At 63.8% G+C, this 19,887-nt stretch carries 20 protein-coding genes; 9 read left to right on the top strand and 11 right to left on the bottom strand.

The features are described from left to right. Window positions 1-4: 4 nt before the first annotated feature. The 4 genes from V1286_RS21565 to V1286_RS21550 all read right to left on the bottom strand — a co-directional run bounded on the left by V1286_RS21565 (window position 5) and on the right by V1286_RS21550 (window position 3,956). Window positions 5-940, bottom strand: a complete 936-nt coding sequence (locus tag V1286_RS21565; RefSeq protein WP_417021271.1) for an SMP-30/gluconolactonase/LRE family protein — start codon at window positions 938-940, stop codon at window positions 5-7. A 361-nt stretch (window positions 941-1,301) separates the two neighbouring features. Further along, window positions 1,302-2,216 carry an SDR family oxidoreductase gene (locus V1286_RS21560; RefSeq protein WP_334482380.1) on the bottom strand — a complete coding sequence of 305 codons (915 nt, stop codon included), beginning with the start codon at window positions 2,214-2,216 and terminating at the stop codon, window positions 1,302-1,304. 181 nt (window positions 2,217-2,397) lie between these two features. After that, window positions 2,398-3,537, bottom strand: coding sequence for a thiolase C-terminal domain-containing protein (locus V1286_RS21555; protein WP_334482379.1), 1,140 nt, complete (start codon window positions 3,535-3,537; stop codon window positions 2,398-2,400). Between the two features lie 5 nt (window positions 3,538-3,542). Continuing rightward, window positions 3,543-3,956 carry a Zn-ribbon domain-containing OB-fold protein gene (locus V1286_RS21550; protein ID WP_108519790.1) on the bottom strand — a complete coding sequence of 138 codons (414 nt, stop codon included), beginning with the start codon at window positions 3,954-3,956 and terminating at the stop codon, window positions 3,543-3,545. 200 nt (window positions 3,957-4,156) lie between these two features. On the opposite strand from V1286_RS21550, the gene V1286_RS21545 reads away from it, so the two are divergent. The 5 genes from V1286_RS21545 (at window position 4,157) to V1286_RS21525 (ending at window position 9,051) form a co-directional block, all read left to right on the top strand. Then, complete coding sequence (locus V1286_RS21545) at window positions 4,157-5,506, top strand: amidase (protein ID WP_334482377.1); 1,350 nt, start codon at window positions 4,157-4,159, stop codon at window positions 5,504-5,506. After that, window positions 5,499-6,185: a DUF2848 domain-containing protein gene (locus V1286_RS21540; protein ID WP_334482376.1), complete on the top strand. Its 687-nt coding sequence runs from the start codon at window positions 5,499-5,501 to the stop codon at window positions 6,183-6,185. The genes V1286_RS21545 and V1286_RS21540 overlap by 8 nt, the downstream gene beginning before the upstream one ends. Window positions 6,186-6,319: 134 nt before the next feature. Beyond that, the gene (locus V1286_RS21535) at window positions 6,320-7,060 is read left to right on the top strand and encodes a 2OG-Fe(II) oxygenase (protein WP_334482375.1); all 741 of its coding nucleotides are present in this window, start codon (window positions 6,320-6,322) and stop codon (window positions 7,058-7,060) included. Between the two features lie 12 nt (window positions 7,061-7,072). Further along, entirely contained in the window at window positions 7,073-7,726 is a 654-nt protein-coding gene (gene alkB / locus V1286_RS21530; RefSeq protein ID WP_334482374.1) for a DNA oxidative demethylase AlkB, read from the top strand. Between the two features lie 89 nt (window positions 7,727-7,815). Next, on the top strand, window positions 7,816-9,051 hold the full coding sequence (locus V1286_RS21525) for an MFS transporter (protein ID WP_334482373.1): 1,236 nt from the start codon (window positions 7,816-7,818) through the stop codon (window positions 9,049-9,051). Here the strand turns inward: V1286_RS21525 and V1286_RS21520 are convergent. The 7 genes from V1286_RS21520 to V1286_RS21490 form a co-directional block, all read right to left on the bottom strand. Next, a complete protein-coding gene (locus tag V1286_RS21520) occupies window positions 9,048-10,676 on the bottom strand; it encodes a thiamine pyrophosphate-dependent enzyme (protein WP_334482372.1) in 1,629 nt (542 codons plus the stop codon). The two genes, V1286_RS21525 and V1286_RS21520, sit on opposite strands and share 4 nt — an antisense overlap. A 29-nt stretch (window positions 10,677-10,705) precedes the next feature. Next, window positions 10,706-11,575, bottom strand: a complete 870-nt coding sequence (locus V1286_RS21515; RefSeq protein WP_334482371.1) for a fumarylacetoacetate hydrolase family protein — start codon at window positions 11,573-11,575, stop codon at window positions 10,706-10,708. An 11-nt stretch (window positions 11,576-11,586) separates the two neighbouring features. After that, window positions 11,587-12,570 carry a 3,4-dihydroxyphenylacetate 2,3-dioxygenase gene (gene hpaD, locus V1286_RS21510; protein ID WP_334482370.1) on the bottom strand — a complete coding sequence of 328 codons (984 nt, stop codon included), beginning with the start codon at window positions 12,568-12,570 and terminating at the stop codon, window positions 11,587-11,589. Between the two features lie 88 nt (window positions 12,571-12,658). Next, window positions 12,659-14,194, bottom strand: coding sequence for a 5-carboxymethyl-2-hydroxymuconate semialdehyde dehydrogenase (gene hpaE, locus V1286_RS21505; protein WP_334482369.1), 1,536 nt, complete (start codon window positions 14,192-14,194; stop codon window positions 12,659-12,661). Further along, a complete protein-coding gene (locus tag V1286_RS21500; protein WP_334482368.1) occupies window positions 14,187-14,585 on the bottom strand; it encodes a 5-carboxymethyl-2-hydroxymuconate Delta-isomerase in 399 nt (132 codons plus the stop codon). The genes hpaE and V1286_RS21500 overlap by 8 nt, the downstream gene beginning before the upstream one ends. Window positions 14,586-14,615: 30 nt before the next feature. Continuing rightward, entirely contained in the window at window positions 14,616-15,422 is an 807-nt protein-coding gene (hpaH, locus tag V1286_RS21495) for a 2-oxo-hept-4-ene-1,7-dioate hydratase (RefSeq protein WP_334482366.1), read from the bottom strand. A 54-nt stretch (window positions 15,423-15,476) separates the two neighbouring features. Further along, window positions 15,477-15,701 (bottom strand): hypothetical protein, encoded by a 225-nt coding sequence (locus tag V1286_RS21490; RefSeq protein ID WP_334490277.1) that lies wholly within the window; start codon window positions 15,699-15,701, stop codon window positions 15,477-15,479. Between V1286_RS21490 and hpaR the strand changes: the two genes are divergently transcribed. The 4 genes from hpaR to V1286_RS21470 all read left to right on the top strand — a co-directional run bounded on the left by hpaR (window position 15,643) and on the right by V1286_RS21470 (window position 19,847). Further along, window positions 15,643-16,107: a homoprotocatechuate degradation operon regulator HpaR gene (gene hpaR, locus V1286_RS21485; protein ID WP_244608142.1), complete on the top strand. Its 465-nt coding sequence runs from the start codon at window positions 15,643-15,645 to the stop codon at window positions 16,105-16,107. The two genes, V1286_RS21490 and hpaR, sit on opposite strands and share 59 nt — an antisense overlap. Window positions 16,108-16,320: 213 nt before the next feature. Further along, window positions 16,321-17,406 (top strand): malate/lactate/ureidoglycolate dehydrogenase, encoded by a 1,086-nt coding sequence (locus V1286_RS21480; RefSeq protein WP_334482363.1) that lies wholly within the window; start codon window positions 16,321-16,323, stop codon window positions 17,404-17,406. Window positions 17,407-17,457: 51 nt separating this feature from the next. After that, on the top strand, window positions 17,458-18,237 hold the full coding sequence (locus V1286_RS21475) for an HpcH/HpaI aldolase family protein (protein ID WP_334482361.1): 780 nt from the start codon (window positions 17,458-17,460) through the stop codon (window positions 18,235-18,237). An 86-nt stretch (window positions 18,238-18,323) separates the two neighbouring features. Continuing rightward, a complete protein-coding gene (locus V1286_RS21470) occupies window positions 18,324-19,847 on the top strand; it encodes a UxaA family hydrolase (RefSeq protein ID WP_334482359.1) in 1,524 nt (507 codons plus the stop codon). Window positions 19,848-19,887 lie beyond the last annotated feature (40 nt).

Genomic DNA, 19,887 nt, shown 5'->3' with positions numbered 1-19,887 from the left:
CCCGTCACGGCTTCATCGCGCCCTGCGCACTGGTGTAGACCGCATACAGCGATGACGAGCCGCAGATATAAAGTCTATTTCGCTGCTGGCCGCCGAAGCACAAATTGGCGACGGTCTCCGGTATGTGGATCTTGCCGAGGAGATCGCCGTCCGCCGTGTAGCAGCGCACGCCGTCCTCATTCGGATCGCCCCAACCGACCGAGCACCAAAGACGCCCGGCGGTGTCGCAGCGCAGCCCGTCGGTAATGCTGGGCTTGGGCATGTCCGCAAAGACCTTGCTGTTCGAAAGCTTTCCGGCCCCGAGATCCACGTCGAACACGCGGATATGCGACGGATTGTCCGGCCCGTCGGTGAAGCCGGTATCGCAGATATAGAGCTTCTTCTCGTCAGGCGAGAAGCAAAGGCCGTTCGGCTCCACGAAGTCATCGACCACCATCTTGATATCGCCGGATTTCGGATCCACCCGGTAGACGTTTTTCTTGTCCTGCTCGGGCTCGGCCTTGATGCCTTCGTAATAGCCGCCGATACCGTAGGCTGGGTCGCAGAACCAGATCGAACCGTCGGCCGCGACGACCGCGTCGTTCGGCGAGTTCAGCTTCTTGCCATTGTACTTGTCGGCGATGATGGTGATCGAGCCGTCGAGTTCGGTCCGGGTGACGCGTCGGCCGCTATGCTCGCAGGTGATCAGGCGTCCTTCGCGGTCGATGGTATTGCCGTTCGAGTTCATCGACGGCTGACGGTAGACGCTGAGGTGTCCGTCATCTTCCGAGAAGCGCATGATGCGGTTGTTGGGAATGTCGCTAAACAGAACATATCGCCCAGCCGGAAAGTAGACCGGGCCTTCGGCCCAGCGGAATCCGGTTGCGACGCGCTCGACCGCCATGGTGCCGGCGAAGGCCGGAAAGCCTGTCGGCCCGAACGAAACCTTCGGCTTCTTCATCGACTCCAGGCGAGCGTCCGGATAGCGGGCGCCGGGAAGCGGACCGAGCGGCAGGGGCGGCGATGCCGTTGTTGGCGCGCCGGTCTGGCCGAGCGGGGCGACGGAAGCCGCAGAGGCCGTCTTCATCGTTACTGCCGAGGCGGCGAGTGCTGCCGCACCGGTCAATATCTTGCGACGGTCAAAACCGCCGCCGTGTTGTTGGGAATCGGGAAAGGTCAGTGAGCTTGTCATGATTTCCTCCCATGTTTTTTATTGGAAGGAAATCATCAGCCCGCATTCCGGCATAAAGCGGGCGGGTACACTTGAGCAATCGAAGATAGTCGTCCCGGCAACCAGCCGGGACGATCATTTTCATAGAGCGTCAGATCGGATCCCAGGGGAAGATGTCGGCGGAACGATCGAGCTTGTAGAACGATCCCTTGAGCGCCGGCATGCCGTGCTCGGCAATGGTCTGCGGCGTCCAGCCTTCGCTCCGCTGCACCGAGCGCAGCGGCCGATTCTGGCTGAACAGGAATATCTCGTTCATGCGCACCCCGAAAATCTGCCCGGTCACGTCCTTGGCGGCGTCGCTGAGCAAATAGGCACAGATCGGCGCGATCTTCTCCGGCCCCATCTGCTGGATTTTCGCCACGCGCGCCTTCTCGGCCTCGGTCTCGGTCGGAATGGTACCGATCATGCGGGTCCAGGCGAAGGGCGAGACGCAGTTCGAGCGCACGTTGAAGCGGCCCATGTCGAGCGCGATCGACTTCGACAGGCCGACGATGCCGAGCTTGGCGGCGGCGTAGTTGGCCTGGCCGAAATTGCCGATCAGTCCGGAGGTCGAGGTGAAGTGCACGAAGGAGCCGCTCTCCTGTTCGCGGTACAGGCGCGCCGCGGCGTGGCTGACATAGAACGAGCCCATCAGGTGCACCTTGATGACGGCCTCGAACGCTTCCACGCTCATTTTGTGGAAGATCATGTCGCGCAAAATGCCGGCGTTGTTGACCACGCCGTCGAGCCGGCCGAAATGATCGGTCGCCGTCTTCACGATCTTGCTGGCGGGGATCGCCTCCGCCACCGACTCGAAATTGGCGACCGCAGTCCCGCCGCGCTTCTTGATCTCCTCGACCACTTCCTCGGCGGGTGCCGCGCTCGATCCGGCGCCATCAGCGGCGACGCCGGGATCGTTGACCACGACCTTGGCGCCTTCGGCCGCGCAGAGCAGCGCAATCTCGCGCCCGATGCCACGGCCTGCGCCGGTGACGATGATGACCTTGTCTTGCAGTGATTTTGTCATTTGAGTTCTCCCGATAGATCTGCGCGTTCTTACCTCGCCCCGCTTGCGGGGAGAGGTCGGATCGCATCGCAGATGCGATCCGGGTGAGGGGGACTCTCCGCGAGTCCGATTGTGTGGAAGCAGCCCCTCACCCCAACCCTCTCCCCGTAAGAACGGGGAGAGGGAGAGGCGGGCAGCTCGCTCATTTCTCGTTCGTAAAGACGATCGTGCCTGATGCCGCGAACATGCCGCCGACGCCGTGACAGACCGAGATTTTCGCGTCCTTGACCTGCGCCGGTGCGATGCCGCGCATCTGGCGCACGCTCTCCTGCAGCGCGTACATGCCGTACATGCCGGAATGCATATAGCTCAATCCGCCGCCATTGGTGTTGAGCGGCAGCTTGCCGCCGGGGCGGGTGTTGCCGTCGGCAATGAACTTGCCGGTCTCCTCATGCGGCATGAAGCCGAGATCGCCGAGGCCGAAAAGTGGCAGATGCGCAAAGGCGTCGTAGATCATCAGATGATCGACGTCCTTGTGGGTGATGCCGGCTTCCCGGAACGCGGTCGGGCCTGCCACCTTGAAGGCGCGCGAGGAGTTGAACGTCTCCATCTGGCTGACCATCGGCGTTTCGACGCTCTCGCCGGTGCCGAGGATGTAGACCGGCTTGTTCGGAAAGTCCTTGGCGCGATCGGCCGAGGTAAGGATCAGCGCGCCGCCGCCGTCGGTGACGAGGCAGCATTGCAGGATGCGAAATGGATAGGCGATCATCTTCGAGTTCAGCACGTCCTCGACCGTGATCGGCGCCTTCATGGTCGCACGCGGATTCTTTGCGGCCCACTCGCGCTGCACTACGGCGACCATGGCGATCTGCTCATGGGTGATGCCGTAGGTCTTCATGTAGCGCAGCACGGGAATCGGGAACATGCTGGGCGGGCCGTAGACGCCGAACGGCGCCTCGAACTGGCCGTTCAAACTGTCGGGCGGCGTTGAGCGCGGCAGCTTGCCGATCATCGACTTGCCGCTTTCGGCGTGCGTGATTAGCACGGTCTTGCAGAGGCCGGCCTCGATCGCGGCCGCGGCATGCCGCACATGCAGCATGAACGAGCAACCGCCGACGGAAGTGCCGTCGACCCAGGTCGGCGTGATGCCGAGGTAATGGGCGATCTGCTGCGGGGTTTCCACCGCGGTGGCGATGCCGTCGATATCTGACAGTTTCAGCCCGGCATCGGCGATGGCGTTGAGCGCCGCATCGGCGTGGAGCTGGATCTGCGACATGTTGGGGATGACGCCGAGTTCGGTGGTCTCGGCTGCGCCGACGACGGCGACTGCATTCTTGCGCATGGTGCTTAGCCCTTCGCCGGACGAAACAGGGGAAGGGTGATCTTGTCGTCGAGCTTCTCGAACGCGACTTCGAGCTTCATGTCTAGCTCGAGCGCCTCCGGCGTCTGCGGGCAATCGATGATGTTGCTCATCATGCGCGGGCCTTCGTCGAGCTCGACGACCGCGATCGCGTAAGGCGGGGTGAAGCCGGGCGCTGCCGGACGGTGGTTGATGACGTAGCTGTAGAGCGTGCCCTTGCCGCTCGCCTTGAATACGCTGACCTTGCGCGAGGCGCAGGAGGGGCAGAACGGACGCGGCGGGAAATAGACATTGGCGCAGGCGTCGCAGCGCTGCAGGCGCAATTCGCCGGCCTGCGTTCCATCCCAGAAATGTTGCGTTTCAGGCGTGGGTTTTGGTTTTGCGCGCGCAGGCTCCGCCATATCGGCTAATCTCCTTGGAATACGGGCGTCGACCCGCTTGTTGCGGTCTTGATGCGACATTGACCGATCTCCGTCAACGGCCCCAGCAGCGGTGCTGTCGCATGGCCGCATTCCCTGCGCGTGAGAGCGCTTGTATGCCAGCCCGTCATCGGAGATAGTCCGCGCCACGGTAAATCGTACAGGAAGTAATCAAGAACACCATGCCGAACCATCCGACACTCGCCGGCCTCGCCGCCGATCTCGACACTGGGCGTATCACCGCGCGCAAACTGGTCGAGGAATGTCTTGCAAGGATTGCCGATCCCGCCGGCGAAGGCGCGCGCACCTTCGTTCACGTCGACAAGGATGCGGCGATTGCAGCGGCAGATGCGATGGATCATCTGCGTAAAGCCAACGCCGTGCCGTCGCCCTATGCCGGCATTCCCGTCTCGATCAAGGATCTCTACGACATCAAGGGGCAGGTGACCCGCGCCGGCTCCCGCGCGCTGGAGGATTCTGCGCCGGCGGAGGCCGATGCGCCGGTGGTGGCGCGGCTGCGCCGGGCCGGCTTCATCGTGATCGGCCGCACCAACATGACCGAATTCGCCTATTCCGGCATCGGCATCAACCCGCATTACGGCACGCCGAAAAGCGTGTGGAATCGCAGCGTCGGCCACGTGCCCGGCGGCTCGTCCTCAGGCGCCGCGGTCTCGATCGCCGATCGCATGGCCCACGGCGCGCTCGGCACCGATACCGGCGGCTCCTGCCGGATTCCGGCCGCCTATAATGGCATCGTCGGCTACAAGCCGACGCAGGCCCGCGTGCCGCTTGACGGTGGCGTGCCGCTGTCGTTCTCGCTCGACAGCTTTGGGCCGCTGGCGCGCAGTGTCGATTGCTGCGCGGTGCTTGATGCCGTGCTTGCGGATGAAGCCGTGCATCCATTGCAGCCGCGCCCGATCAAGGGCATGCGGCTGGCGGTGCCGACCACGATCGCGCTGGACGATCTCGACGACGAGGTCGCGAAGACATTCGAGCGTGCGCTGACGACGTTGTCGCGGCAGGGCGCGTTGATCGAGCGGATCGAGGTGCCGGAATTTCACGATGTCGGTGTCATGAACAGCAAGGGAGGGTTTGCCGCCGCTGAGAGCTACGCCTGGCACCGCTATCTGCTCACCAGCAAAGGCGACGTCTACGACCCCCGCGTGCGCGTCCGCATCCTGCGCGGCGAAGGCATCAGCGCGGCGGACTATATCGACATCCTCAAGGCGCGCCGTTCGTTCATTGCGCGAACGGAACAGCGCATCGCGCCCTATGACGCGCTGGTGCTGCCGACGACAGCGAATACGCCGCCTGTCATTGCCGATCTCGCCGACGACCAGGCCTTCGCCACGCAGAATTTGCGCTCGTTGCGCAATTGCACGCTGATCAACATGCTCGACGGCTGCGCGATCTCGCTGCCGGCGCATCGCGAAGGCGAGGTTCCGGTCGGGCTGATGCTCGCCGCCGCAGGCGGATCGGATCGCCGCATCTTCGAATTGGCCGCCGGAATGGAGAATATCATCCGTGTTTGATCTGACCTTCAACGTCGACGACAAGGGTATGTTGACGCCGCTAACGCTTGCGATCGATCAGGCCGTCATCGCCGGCTGGACCGGCCGCGATCCGGTGGCGCGCGACAAGCACATCGCCGAACTCGAAGCGATCGGCATCGCGCGGCCGGCGTCGACGCCGATCTACTACCGCTGCTCGGCGCGACGGATCACCCTGGAGGATCGAATCGAGGTCTCCGGCGAAAATTCCAGCGGCGAGGTCGAGTTCGTGCTGATCGGCTGGCAGGGCCGCACCTTCGTCGGCTGCGGCTCCGACCATACCGACCGCAAGGTGGAAGCCTACAGCGTCACGGTCTCAAAACAGATGTGCGATAAGCCGGTTGCCTCGGTACTGTGGGAGCTTGAGGAGGTCATCGCGCACTGGGACCAGATGATCCTGCGCTCCTGGGCCATCATCGACGGCGCGCGGGTGCTGTACCAGGAAGGTACACTCGATGCGATGCTGCCAGTAAAAGATCTCATCGACCGTGGCTTCGGGGCTAAGGGCCTGCCCGACGGCTGCGCCATGTTCGGCGGCACGTTTGCTGCCAAGGGCGGCATCCGTCCGGCCGATCGCTTCGAGTTCGAACTGGAGGATCCCGTGCTGAAGCGGAAGATCAGCCACGGGTATGATGTGGTCACGATGCCGGTGTTGGGCTGACGCTGCGCTCCAGCCACCGTCATTGCGAGCCAACGGGTTGGGCGAATGCCCGCCCCGTTGGCTCGCAATGACGGGGATGGAACTCGTCGGAAATCGGGTGGTTTCGCCGTGGCCTGAGTGCGAGATTTACCGCCATGAGAGCAACCGCAAGAAATATTGACCATCCGCCAACCATCGCCGCCCGCGTCGATGCCATCCACTGGGTGCAGGCGACCGCCGATCTCGACGCACAGGGCTGCGCAGTACTGAAGGGATTGCTGACGCCGGAAGAATGCGACGCGCTGGCCGCACTCTATCCGGATGACGCAAACTTCCGCAGCAAGATCGTGATGGGACGCCATGGCTTCGGCCGTGGCGAATACAAGTATTTCGCCTATCCGCTGCCCGACCTGATTGCGGAATTGCGGCCCACGCTCTATGCGCGGCTCCACCCCGTCGCCAATCGCTGGAATGAGACGATGGGGATCGACATCCGCTATCCCGATCGCCACGAGGCGTTCCTGAAACGCTGCCATGACGCCGGGCAGACCCGGCCGACGCCGCTGCTGCTGCAATATGGCGAGGGCGACTATAATTGCCTGCATCAGGATCTCTACGGCGAGCACGTGTTTCCGCTGCAGGTCGCGATCCTGCTGTCGGAACCGGGGCGCGATTTCGAAGGTGGCGAGTTCGTGCTGACCGAGCAGCGGCCGCGGATGCAGTCGCGGCCCGAGGTGGTTCCGCTCAGGCAGGGCGATGCGGTCGCCTTTGCTGTGCATCACCGACCAGTGCAGGGGACGCGCGGGTTCTACCGCGTTAATCTGCGCCATGGCGTCAGCCGGATCCGTTCTGGCCACCGCCACACCGTCGGTGTGATCTTTCACGATGCCAAATGAGTGCGGGCTGCGTTGACTGCGGATTTGTTCGAGGCCATCCCGGATGTGCGCCCGTCGCGTGAAGCGATGGCGGAGGGCGCGGTGTTGCTGCGCGGATTTGCACGGGCGTTCGAAGCCGAGTTGCTTCCGGCACTTCGCGAGATTGTCAAACAGGCGCCGTTCCGGCATCTGATCACGCCGGGCGGCCACCGCATGTCGGTCGCGATGACCAATTGCGGTAGTGTCGGCTGGGTGTCGGACAGTACTGGTTATCGCTATGACGCCATCGACCCCGAGTCCAGCCAGCCATGGCCGGCGATGCCGACTGTGCTGCGCAGACTAGCGGCCGACGCTGCGTCGGACGCCGGGTTCAACGGCTTCGAGCCGGAGGCCTGCCTCATCAATCGCTATGTGCCCGGCGCGAAGCTGTCGCTGCATCAGGACAAGGACGAACTGGACTTCGCCGCGCCGATCGTCTCGGTATCGCTGGGCCTGCCGGCGATCTTCCTGTTCGGCGGGCTGAAGCGCGCCGACAAGCCGCACCGTTACCGGCTGGAGCACGGCGACGTCGTGGTCTGGGGCGGCCCGTCGCGGCTATTCTTTCACGGCGTGGCGCCCCTCGCTGACGGTGAGCACGCGCTGATGGGCCGCCAGCGCATCAACCTGACCTTTCGCAAGGCGCGGTGATCTGCCACCTTCTCCTACAAGGCGAGAAGGGAAGAGGGCGTTCCATCCGTGGTTCCTGTGGTCTATGCTTGATAAGCCGGGGGGCCGACATGACCACGTCAGAGGCAACGTCCGAGACCAATACCAGCGCCAACCGCACCGGCGTCTATCTCGCCGTGCTGCAGCTCGTCTTCACGCTGGGCTGGACCACCTACGTCATCTATCTGCCAAAGCTGTGCGCCGAGGTCGGCATCGCGCCACCAGCCGTGATCCTGATCCTGATGCTGGATCAGGCGATCTTCACCATCACCGACACCGCGATGGGAATTGCCGCCGACAGGATAGCGCCGTTTGTCGGCAAGCTCGGCGTGTTCGTCGGCGTCCTGACCGCGATCTCCTGTGCGGCCTTTGTCGCGCTGCCGTTCGTGGCGGGCACCGGGCCGGGGGCGCAGGTCTGGTTCATCGGACTGATCCTGATCTGGGTCGTGACGTCATCGGCCCTGCGCGCACCGCCGCTGACGCTACTAGGCAAATACGCCGCACGGCCCGCGATCCCGTTTCTGTCGGCGCTGGCAATGCTCGGCTACGGACTGGCGGGCGCGGTATCGCCTTATCTCGGTGTGGCCCTGCGCAATCACGATCCGCGGCTCCCCTTCGTGATCTCGGGCGTGGTGCTGCTGATCACGACGCTTGCCTTGTCGAAGGTCGAACGCGATCTGGCGCAGGCATCATCGGTCACGAAACAACGGGCTGCGCCCGCAAAATCGCTCGGCCAGGTGCCGATGTTCTTCATCGCCTCGATGGTCATCCTGTCGCTCGGCTACCAACTGCATTTCTCCATCAACAGCACGCCGTTCTTCCTGCGCTTCGCCAAGCCGGATGAGCTGCCATGGCTGATGCCGGTGTTCTGGATCGGCTTCAACATTGCGATGTTTCCGGCGAGCGTCGTGGTCAAGCACCGCGGCGGGCTGATCGTGATGGGCGCCGCCGGTCTCCTGGGCGGGCTGGCGGTGCTGGGCGCGGAAATGGCCGGCAATCTCAACATGCTGATCGCCGCGCAGTTCATCGCCGGTGCTGCGTGGGGCTGCATGCTGATGGCCGCGGTCTCGGCCGCGCTGGCGATCGGGGAGACCGGCGCCGAGGGCAAGGTCGTCGGACTGGTGTTTTCCGCGCTGGCGCTCGCGACCTTTGCACGCATGGCGGCGGTTGCCGGCGGACTGCAAAAACTGCCGGAATATGCACCGCTGCTGCAATGGGCGCCGGTGGCGTGCTGGTCGGTGGCCGGCGCGGGCCTGCTGGTGATTGCGGCCTCGCGGATGCAGCGAAGCATGGCGAGGCAGGTTTAGATATTCTTCGCTGGATGAATGAACGCCCACGGGCTCACTTCCGAATCCGTCGGCACTTCCACCGAAATCACGTAAGGCCCGCCGTCGGCCAGCGCCTTTTCCAGCGCGGGGCGGAAATGATCCGGCGAGGTGACGCGCGCCGCGCCAACGCCGAAGGATTCCGCAAGCTTGACGAAATCAGGATTGACCAGGTCTGACGCCACCACGCGTCCGTCAAAGTGCTGGCGCTGGTCGCGGCGCACATTGCCATAGGCGTTGTTGTTGAACACCAGCGTCACCACGCCGATCTTGAACTGCGCGGCGGTCGATAATTCCTGCACGCCGAACATGAAGCCGCCGTCGCCCGTGATCGCGACCACCGGCCGGTCCGGGTTGGCGACCTTGGCGCCGAGCGCAGTGGGGAAGCCCGAGCCGAGCGTGCCCTGATAGCCCGAGGTAATGAAGGTGCGCGGCTCGTAGATCGGAAAGCCGTACCAGGAGGCGAAGCCGACCTGTGACAGCTCGTCGGTGACGATCGCATTTGCCGGCAGCACCTCGCGCAGGATGTTCAGATACGCCATTTGCGGCTGAACCTTCTGGATCTCCTGCTGCGCGGCGGCGGTCGCCTCGCGGATCTCGGCGCGCCGGACGCTGCTCTTGCTGTAGCCGGCCTTTTTCACCGCCGCCGCCAGATCGGCGGTGCCGGCCTTGGCATCCGCGATCACGGCCGCGTCGGGCACGTAGCGCCGCATCTCCACGGGATCGATATCGATGCGAACCGATTTCAGGCCGTCGGGGCGATAGGGCCAGCGCGACATCGTCGGCAATTCCAGCCGGGTGCCGATCCCGATCATCAGATCGGTGGTCGGCCACAGCCTGTAGGCCGCCGCCATGGTCAGCCCGAGCTCGTGCGCATTGGAGACGATGCCGCGGCCGCTGCGGAACGCCACCACGGGCGCGTCGATCATTTCAGCCAGTTCGAGAATTTCCTCGCGCGCATGGATCGCGCCGCTGCCGACAAAGATCATCGGCCGCTTGCTGTCCTTGATCAGTGCCGCCGCGGCCTTGATGCGATCAGGGTCGGGCTGCGGTGCGGGCAGGGTATCGAACACTTTGGCGGGTCCGACTTCGGCGCGCTGCGTAAACACGTCCCACGGCATTTCCAGCGAAACCGGCCCACGGCGCCCCGACATCATCTCCTGAAACGCACGCGAAACCATCGCGGGCGCGACATCAGGATATTCGATGCGGTCGGCCCATTTTACAAACGTGCGCAGCGTCGCGAGTTGATCCGGCATTTCATGCAAATGGCCGCGGCCCTTGCCGAGAAATGCCGTCGGCACCTGGCCGGTGAGGCACAGCACCGGCTCGTTCGAGCCGAACGCGGTGAGCAGCGCCGCACCGGCATTGAGCACGCCGGGGCCGGGCACCACGCTGAACACGCCGGGCCGGCCGCTCGAGCGCGCATAGCCAAAGGCCATGTAGCCGCAGGCCTGCTCATGCCGCGCGCCGATCACCTTCAATTGCGCCTGATGGAAGGCGTCGAACAGCCCGTAGATCTGCGCGCCGGGCAGGCCGAATACGGTATCGACGCCATGCGCGACGAGGCCATTGACGATCGCTTCGCCGCCGGAGGTTGAGGTCATTGCACTATCCACTCGCTTCTCAGGATTGATCAGGCTTCGTCGACGACGCCGTTTTTCAGCACGCCGACACCCTCGGCTTCGACCTCGATGATGTCGCCGGGCTTGAGGTAGCGCGGCGGGTCGAAGCGCGCACCGGCGCCGGTTGGCGTTCCCGTCACGATGACGTCGCCGGGCACCAGCGTTGTAAAGGTCGAGAGGTAGTTGATCAAATAGCGGAAGCCGAAGATCAGTCGCCCCGTGCGGTCGTCCTGCCGGGTCTCGCCATTGACCCGCGTGGTGAGACGGATGTCGGCGATCTGGCTTTCGTTGGTGTAGGGCACGATCCACGGCCCAAGGCTGCCGGTGGAATCGAAATTCTTGCCCTGCGTGACGTTGAACTTGGCGTGCCGCACCCAATCGCGGATGGTGCCCTCGTTGCAGAGTGTGACGGCGGCGATGTGGTCCAGCGCGTCGCTCTCCTTGATGTGCCGCCCGGCCTTGCCGATGACCAGCACCAGCTCACCCTCGTAATCGAGCTGGGCTGAGGCACGCGGCCGCACCAGCGGCGCGTTGTGACCGACAAAGGAGCGCGGCGTCCGCATGAACATGCTCGGATATTTCGGCGCGTCCTGGCCGTCCTTGTATTCGGCGTTGCGGTCCGGGTAGTTGACGCCGATGCAGATGATCTTTTCCGGCGAGGGGATCGGCGGCTGCCAGGTGATCGCATCGAGCGCATGGTCCGGCGCGCGCTTCGCGGCGTCTTCGGCGAGTTTCATCAGTGCGCCATCAGCAATGGCTTCGCGCAGCGTCGGAAATTCCGTTCCGAAATGCGCGGAGAGATCGACGATGCCGGAATCGGTCACGGCGCCGTATTTCTGCGAGCCGTTGACAGTGAAAGTCGCGAGGCGGGGAGAGGCCATTTTCTGTTCCGTCAATCCGCAATCGTGACGTCGGCGATAAAGGCGGGTTCGCGCACTGCCTGTCCGGCAAAGGGCGTGCCCTCCTCGAACCAGGAGCGTGGCGCGGGTGCGCCCCACAGTGTCTGACGGCGCGGGTCCTTCAGCGACCAACGGAGCGGCTCGTGGTCGTGGTCGCCGGTGAAGTAATCGCTGGTGTAGAGTTCGAGGCGATGGCCGTCCGGGTCCCGGACATAGAGGAAGAACGCGTTCGAGATGCCGTGGCGGCCCGGGCCGCGCTCGATGTTCTTCAGATAGCCGCTGGAAGCCATCACGTCGCAGAGATGCAGGATGTTCATCGCGGTCGGCGTCCAATAGGCCATGTGATGCAGGCGAGGGCCCTTGCCATTGGTGATGGCGAGGTCATGGACATTGCCCTTGCGGTGCATCCAGGCCGCCGCGATGCGCCCGTTCGGCCCGTCCTCCTCGCCATATTCGGTCAGCCGGAAGCCGAGCCGGGCGTAGAAATCGACGGTGTTTTGCACTTCAGGCGCGAAGACGTTGAAATGGTCGAGCCGCTGCGGATGGCAGCCCTTGTAGAGATCGTAGCGCCTGAGCAGATGCGGGCGCTTTTCCATCGACGCGTAAAGTTCGAGCTGGAAGCCGGCGGGATCGGTGAATTGCAGCGTGCGGCCCTGGAACGGCTGCTCGACGAAGCCGTAAGTAATGCCGTTCTCGGAAAAGAAGCTGGCCGCCTTGTCGAGATCGCTGTCATTGCCGACCTTGAAGCCGAGCCGGCTGCAGGCGGCGACTCGCGCCTTCCGCAGCACCAGCGAATGATGCTGATGCTCCTCGCTGCCGCGCAGGTACACCGCCATGGCGTCGCTGTCCTCGACATGGAGGCCGACGGTGTTCTCATAGAAGGCGCGGCTCTTGTTGAGGTCAACGACGTCGAGCACGGCATGGCTGCAGCGGATGATGTTGAACGGCGGATCGAAGATATGCGTCGGCACGGGCATGGCGTTTCCTCGGATTCTCTGTCATTCCGGGGCGGTCCTCGAGGTTCCGGGTCTGGTCCTTCGGACCATCCCGGAACGACGGTGGCGGTTACACTCCCAGTCTCTGAATCTTGTGCGTGCCTCGCGCCAGCGAGACGTGCTTGGTCTCCATGTAGAAGTCGAACGAGTAGTCGCCGCCATCGCGGCCGATGCCTGATGATTTCATGCCGCCGAACGGCGTCGGCAGATGGCGGACGTTTTCGGAATTGAGCCAGATCATGCCGGCTTCCAAGGCATCCGCGACACGCAGCGCGCGGCCCATGTCGCCGGTCCAGACGTAGCCGGTAAGGCCGTATTGGACGCCGTTGGCGATCTCGATCGCGTCCTTCTCATCCTTGAACGGGATCACGGTCAGGAACGGGCCGAACACTTCCTCCTGCGCCACCCGCATTTTCGAATGCGCGCCAGTGACCAGCGTCGGCTGCACGTAATGCCCGCCGCCGGGCCCGTCATGCGGCTTGCCGCCGACCGCGATGGTGGCGCCGTCCTTCTTCGCGACCTCGAAATAGCTGCAGACTTTGGCGAGGTGCCGCTCATGGATCAGCGGCCCGATTTCGGTGGCGGGGTCGAGCGGATGACCGACCTTCAGCGCCTTCACCCGCGCGGTCAGCTTCTCGATGAATTTTCCGGCGATGCCCTCCTGGACCAGCAGCCGGCTCGACGAGGTGCAGCGCTCGCCATTAAGGGAGTAGATCATGAACACGACCGCATCGAGCGCCCGGTCGAGGTCGGCATCGTCGAACACGATCACCGGGTTCTTGCCGCCGAGCTCGAAATGGACGCGCTTCAGGGTAGGGGCGCCCTGCGCCATGATCGCGGAGCCGGTCGAACTTTCGCCGACAAAGCCGATCGCCTTGATGGCGGGGTGCTCGGTCAGCGCCTTGCCGGCTTCCTCGCCCATGCCGTGCACGGTGTTGAGCACGCCGTCGGGCAGGCCGGCCTGTTTCGCCAGCTTCGCCAGCAGGTCCGCCGTTACCGGCGACCATTCCGCCGGCTTGTGCACCACCGTGCAGCCCGCGGCCAGGGCGGGGGCGATCTTCCAGGTCGACAGCATGAACGGCGTGTTCCACGGCGTGATGACGCCGACCGGGCCGATCGGCACCCGGGTCGAGATGTTCCAATGCTCCTCGCTCGGCGTGTTGAGGCCGTCGCGGGCCTCGGCGCATTTGTTGGCGAAGAAGCGGAAGTTTTCCGCCGCCCGGATCGCGGCCTTGGCCATGAAGCGATGCGCCTGGCCGGTGTCGATGCATTCCAGCACCGCGATGTCGTCGGCGTGGTCCTCGATCGCATCAGCCACCCGATGCAGCAATTTCTTCCGTGCCGCCGCAGACATCTCGCGCCAGGATTTGAAGGCAGCCGCGGCTGCGGTTGCGGCACGGTCGATGTCTTCGGCATGGCCGCGTGCCACCGACGCCAGCACCGCGCCGTCCACCGGAGACTTCGTCTCGAACGTCTGGCCGGAGACCGACGGCACGGCCTTGCCGTCAATCATGTGGCCGATGCCCTCACTCTTTAATTTGGCGAGCAGGGGCGCTGCGCGGTCGCGATTGGCCTGAAACAGGTCCTTCGGTGTCGCCTTATCCATGGAGAGCCTCCACTTTCAGAGCTTCGTGGATGTTGTTGCGTTTCCAGCTTGTTTCCTTGTCGTTGATCTGCATGTCGAACGACAGCGCGAATTTTTGGTTCGCGAACACCGGATCAAGGTAGGCCGACAAGGCCTTGAAAATATGTTCGCCCGCCTTCTTGCGCGTGGCGAGGTCGCGGCCCTCGCCGAGCCGCAGCACCATGTCGAGAAAGCCGTAGTTCTGGCGGCCATCGGCGATCGCATAGTGCTCGCACCTGACGGCGCGGACTCGAATACCTCCGAGCGGGAAGATGCCGGTCTCGACCGCGGCCTTGCGGACCAGTTCCACGACCGCGCCCATGTCGACGTGGCGGTCGAGATTGCCTGAATATTCAATTGTGAAGTGCGGCATGTTGCGATGACTCCCGTCTTCCCTAACGCATCAGGCGAAGTAGCAGCTCACGGAACCGTAAGGTCCATAGTCCGCCTGGATCGTGTCGCCCTTGCGGGTCTCGATCGGGCGGATGAATGATCCCGCCAGCACCACCTGTCCGGCTTCCAGCGCCAGCCCGTTCGGCGCGATCTTGTTGGCAAGCCAGGCCACCGATGTCGCGGGATGATTGAGAACGCCGGCCGCAAGCCCGGTCTCTTCCAACTGGCCGTTGCGGAAACACAGCGCGCCGATCCAGCGCAGGTCGGCATCCATCGGCCGGATCGGACGGCCGCCGAGTACGATGCCGGCATTCGCGGCGTTGTCAGCGATGGTGTCAAAAATCTTCCGGGTTGATTTGGTCTGCGGATCGACACGTTCAACCCGCGTATCCAGAATCTCCAGCGCCGGCACCACAAAATCGGTGGCGTTGAGCACATCGAACATCGTGCAGTCCGGTCCCGAAAGCCGCGACTTCATCACGAAGGCGAGTTCGGCCTCGACGCGGGTGGCGATGAAACGGTCCGACGGCACGAGCCCGCCATCGGTGAAGAACATGTCGTCGAGCAGGATGCCGGAATCGGGCTCGTCGATGTTAAGCGCGCTCTGCATCGCCTTCGAGGTCAGGCCGATCTTGTGACCCTTCACGACGCGGCCCCCTGCTACTTTCATCTCGACCCAGGCTTTCTGAATAGCGTAGGCATCTTCTATCGTTATGCCGGGATATTCGAGCGAAAGCTGCCGGATCTGCTGGCGGCTCTTCTCGGCGTGATCGAGCCGCTCGGCGGCATTTCGGATTTCGTCGCTGGAAAGGGCCATCTGCGTCCGGCCTGGCGTTCGGCAAAAAGAGGGTGCTGAAATATGTTTAACATGTTAAGTTATATCCGGCAAACTGATTTGATGCTTGTTGCAGCGCAAAACTTTATCCTTCTCTCGATCAACGATTTCTGATGGCGGACGATTAGAGATGGCAGGCAAGAAATCGCTGAATGGATCGCGTTCGGACCCGGACGGAACGTCGGAGCCCCGCCGCGCGCCGATGCGTGAATTCTCTCGTTCGCTGCCGATGTCGTTGTTGCGCGCCCGTGAAGCGGTCATGCGGCAATTCCGTCCCTCCTTGCGCAACCACGGTTTGACAGAACAGCAATGGCGCATCCTGCGCGCGCTGACGGCGGTCGACACCATCGAGGTGACCGAACTGGCGCGCGTTGCCTTTTTGCTGGGGCCGAGCCTGTCGCGAATTCTGCGCGACCTCGAGGCGCGCGATCTGATCGAGCGGCGGACCGCCAAGGCCGACCTGCGCCGCGGTGAGGTGTCGATCTCGTCCAAGGGATTGAAGCTGATCGAGGCCGTCGCGCCGACGTCGGAAGCAATCTACGCCGAGATCACCAATCGCTATGGTGCGCGCAAGCTCGCTGAACTGCAGGACATGCTTGGCGAATTGGAGCGCAGCCTCGCTGCGATGGAAGTGGCCGGCGAGGGCGACGCCGGGCCCGACGAGTAAGCGCAAATTTGCATGATGCTAGTGGCCCGGTGCATAGCGGGCGGCCAAATGATTGCGATCATTTGGCTAATGCGATCGAGGCGAGTAGACATCCGCGCGGTTTTTCGATCAAAGTGCCGGCCAAGCCGGTCATGAAAACCGGTGCGGGAGTTCTCGGGCTTAGCCGCCGACATGCAGGCTTCCCCGATGCAAGGACAGAGCTGAAATCCGGATATGGTCACAATAAAAGTCAACAATCTGATCGATTTCGTTGCAGAGGTTTTTTCCCATTCGGAATCCTCGCCCGAGGAAGCCAGGTGCATCGCGACCTACCTCACGACGGCCAATCTCACCGGACATGACAGCCACGGCGTGATCCGGGTTCCGGTCTACATTCGCTGGAAGAAGACAGGCAACGTCGTTCCCAACCAGACCCCCGAGATTGTCGTCGATACGCCGTCGCTCGCCGTGGTCGATGGCAAGTTCGGCTATGGCCAGACCGTGACGCCGTTCGCGGTGCGGACCGGCATCGAAAAGTGCAAGAAGGCGGGGCTGTCAGCGGTTGCGCTGCGCAATGCCGGGCATATCGGCCGCGTCGGCGACTGGGCCGAAATGGCCGCTGCCGAAGGGCTGGTGTCGGTTCATTTCGTCAACGCCGCGGGCTCGCTGCTGGTGGCGCCGTTCGGCGGCGTGCAGAAGCGGCTATCGACTGCGCCCTATTGCGTCGGCATTCCGCGCCGGGGGCAGGACCCGATCGTGCTTGATTTTGCGACCTCGATCGTCGCCGAAGGCAAGGTGCTGGTGGCGAGCCGCGGCGGCAAGAAACTGCCGACCGGCGCACTGGTTGACGCCGACGGCACGCTGAGCGAGGAGCCGTCCGTGCTCTATGGGCCCTACACGCCGGACGGGCCGCGCGACCATACCAAGGGGACGGGCGCGATCCGCGCGTTCGGCGAACACAAGGGCTCGGGTCTCGCCTTCATCTGCGAACTGCTCGGCGGCGCGCTGACCGGTACGGGCGCCACCTCGGGCGGCCGCCAGTTCGCCAATGGCATGCTCGCCTTCTATGTCGATCCCAAGGTGATCGACACCAGCAATTACTTCGACGACGAAATCTCGCGCTATACCGACTTCATCCGGGAGACCAAGCCGATCGCAGGCGTCGATACCGTGCTGGTCCCGGGCGACCCCGAACGCAAGATGCGCGCCGAGCGCACCAGGAACGGCGTACCGCTGCCGGACGATACCTGGGCTGCGATCGTCAACACGGCCCGCGAGGTCGGCGTCAGCGAGGCCAGCATCCAGCGCGCCGCCAGCTAATCAACTCCGCGAACTCCAACTATCGTAACGATCACAAAGGGAAAGCGATCAATGGCAACCAACAACGTCAAGAAAGTATGGGCCTCGGGCAAAGCCGTGGTGAACGCGTGGCTCGCGATTCCGTCCGGCTTCTCGGCTGAAGTGATCGCGCAATGCGGCTTCGACAGCGTCACCGTCGACATGCAGCACGGCGTGCAGGATTACCTCTCGATGGTGCAATGCTTCCAGTCGATGCACGCCCATCCGGTGACCCCGATGGTCCGCGTGCCCTGGAATGAGCCCGGCATCATCGGCAAGGTGCTCGACGGCGGCGCCTATGGCGTGATCTGCCCGATGATCAACACCCCGCAGGAAGCCAGGAACCTGGTCCAGTACGCAAAATACCCGCCGAAGGGTACGCGTTCGAACGGCCCGATCCGCTCGGGCATGTACGGCTCGGCCGGCTCCTACCAGCAGACGGCCAACGACGAGATCGTGCTGCTGCCGATGATGGAGACCAGGACCGCGGTCGAGAACATGGAAGCGATCCTCGACGTCGAGGGCATCGATGGCGTCTATATCGGCCCGTCCGATCTCGGCTTCTCCTATGGCCTGGTGCCGAAGCTCGACCGCGACGAGCCGGAGATCCTGAAGATCTACGAGAAGATCATCAAGGAATGCGGCACGCGTGGCCTCAATCCCGGCATCCACTGCTCCGGCGCCGAGGGCGCAGTACGCGCCATCAACATGGGCTTCAAGCTCGTGACGCTGTCGAACGAAGTCGGGCTGATGTCGACCTATGCCAAGATGCAGGTGAACCAGACCCGCAAGGATTCGGCTGGGAAGGCGTAAGCGGCGAAGGCACGAAATAGGGAGTGGCGAGGCGCGGATCGTTCAATTCGCCACTCGCTACTCGCCAACCCTGAGGAGGTACCCAAATGACCCCGGCACCCGTCATTCGCCTGCATCCTGACGACGGCGTCCTGATCGCGCGCTCGAGCCTGCCGCCCGGCATGGTGGTGGCCGATGGCGTCACCACGGTCGAGCGGATTCCGGCGGGCCACAAGGTGGCGATCAAGCCGATCGCCGTGGGCGAGCCGGTACGCCGCTACGGCCAGATCATCGGCTTTGCCACCGCGCCGATTGCACCGGGCCAGCATGTGCATACTCAAAACTGCGGCATGGGCGATTTCGCCAAGGACTATGCCTATGGCGTCGACGTCAAGCCGGTGCCGAACTTCGATCTGCCCGCGACCTTCGACGGCATTCGCCGCGCAGACGGGCGGGTGGCGACGCGCAATTATATCGGCATTCTCACCTCGGTGAACTGCAGCGCCCATGTCGCCGGCATCGTCGCCGACATGTTCAAGAAGAATCCATTTACCGGCGATAACCCGCTGGCCGATTTCCCGAATGTCGACGGCGTGGTGGCGCTGACCCACAAGACCGGTTGCGGCATGACGCAGGACGAACCGCTGGCGCTGCTCCGCCGGACGCTCGGCGGCTACGCGCGGCATGTGAACTTTTCTGCCGTCGTGGTGCTGGGGCTGGGCTGCGAGGTCAACCAGATCGGCGGCCTGATGCAGGAACAGAAACTGGCCGGCCGGCTGCGTGCGATGGACATCCAGGAAGTCGGCGGCACTCGCAAGACGGTGGAGGCCGGCATCGCTTTCGTGAAGGAGGCGCTGACCGACGCCAATAAAGTAAAGCGCGAACCCGTGCCGGCCAGCGAATTAACGGTGGCGCTGCAATGCGGCGGCTCCGATGGCTACTCCGGCGTGTCGGCCAATCCGGCACTGGGGGCGGCGAGCGATCTCCTGGTTGCCCACGGCGGCACGGTGATCCTGTCCGAGACGCCGGAAACCTACGGCGCCGAGCATCTCCTGACCCGCCGCGCGGTCAGCCGCGAGGTCGGCGAAAAGCTCGTCGGCCTGATGCGCTGGTGGGAAGAGTACACCAGACGCGAAGGCGCCGAGATGAACGCCAACCCGAGCCCCGGCAACAAGGCCGGCGGCCTCACCACGATCCTTGAGAAATCATTGGGCGCGATGGCCAAGGCCGGCAGCACCAACCTGGTCGACGTGCTCAACTACGCCGAGCCCATCACCAAGAAGGGTTTTGTCTTCATGGACACGCCCGGCTACGACCCGGTCGCCGCGACCGGGCAGGTGGCGGGTGGCGCCAACATGGTCTGCTTCACCACCGGACGCGGCAGCGTGTTCGGCTGCAAGCCCGCGCCCTCGATCAAGCTCGCCACCAACACGCCGATGTACCAGCGGATGGAAGACGACATGGACGTCAATTGCGGCACCATCCTCGACGGCGAGGAAAGTGTGCAGCAATGCGGCCAGCGCATTTTCGAGCTGATGCTGAAAACGGCATCCGGCCAGCCGACCAAGAGCGAGAGCTTTGACTTCGGCGGTGCGGAGTTCGCGCCGTGGGTGCTTGGCGCGACGATGTGAGTTCTTGCACTACTCTCGCGTCGCCCGTGCGAACGCAGGG

Origin of the sequence: Bradyrhizobium algeriense (assembly GCF_036924595.1) — a bacterium.
In the GTDB taxonomy this organism is placed as follows: Bacteria; Pseudomonadota; Alphaproteobacteria; order Rhizobiales; family Xanthobacteraceae; genus Bradyrhizobium; species Bradyrhizobium algeriense.
The sequence above is the reverse complement of the archived record's forward strand: the minus strand, read 5'-3'. Positions and strand labels throughout refer to the sequence as shown.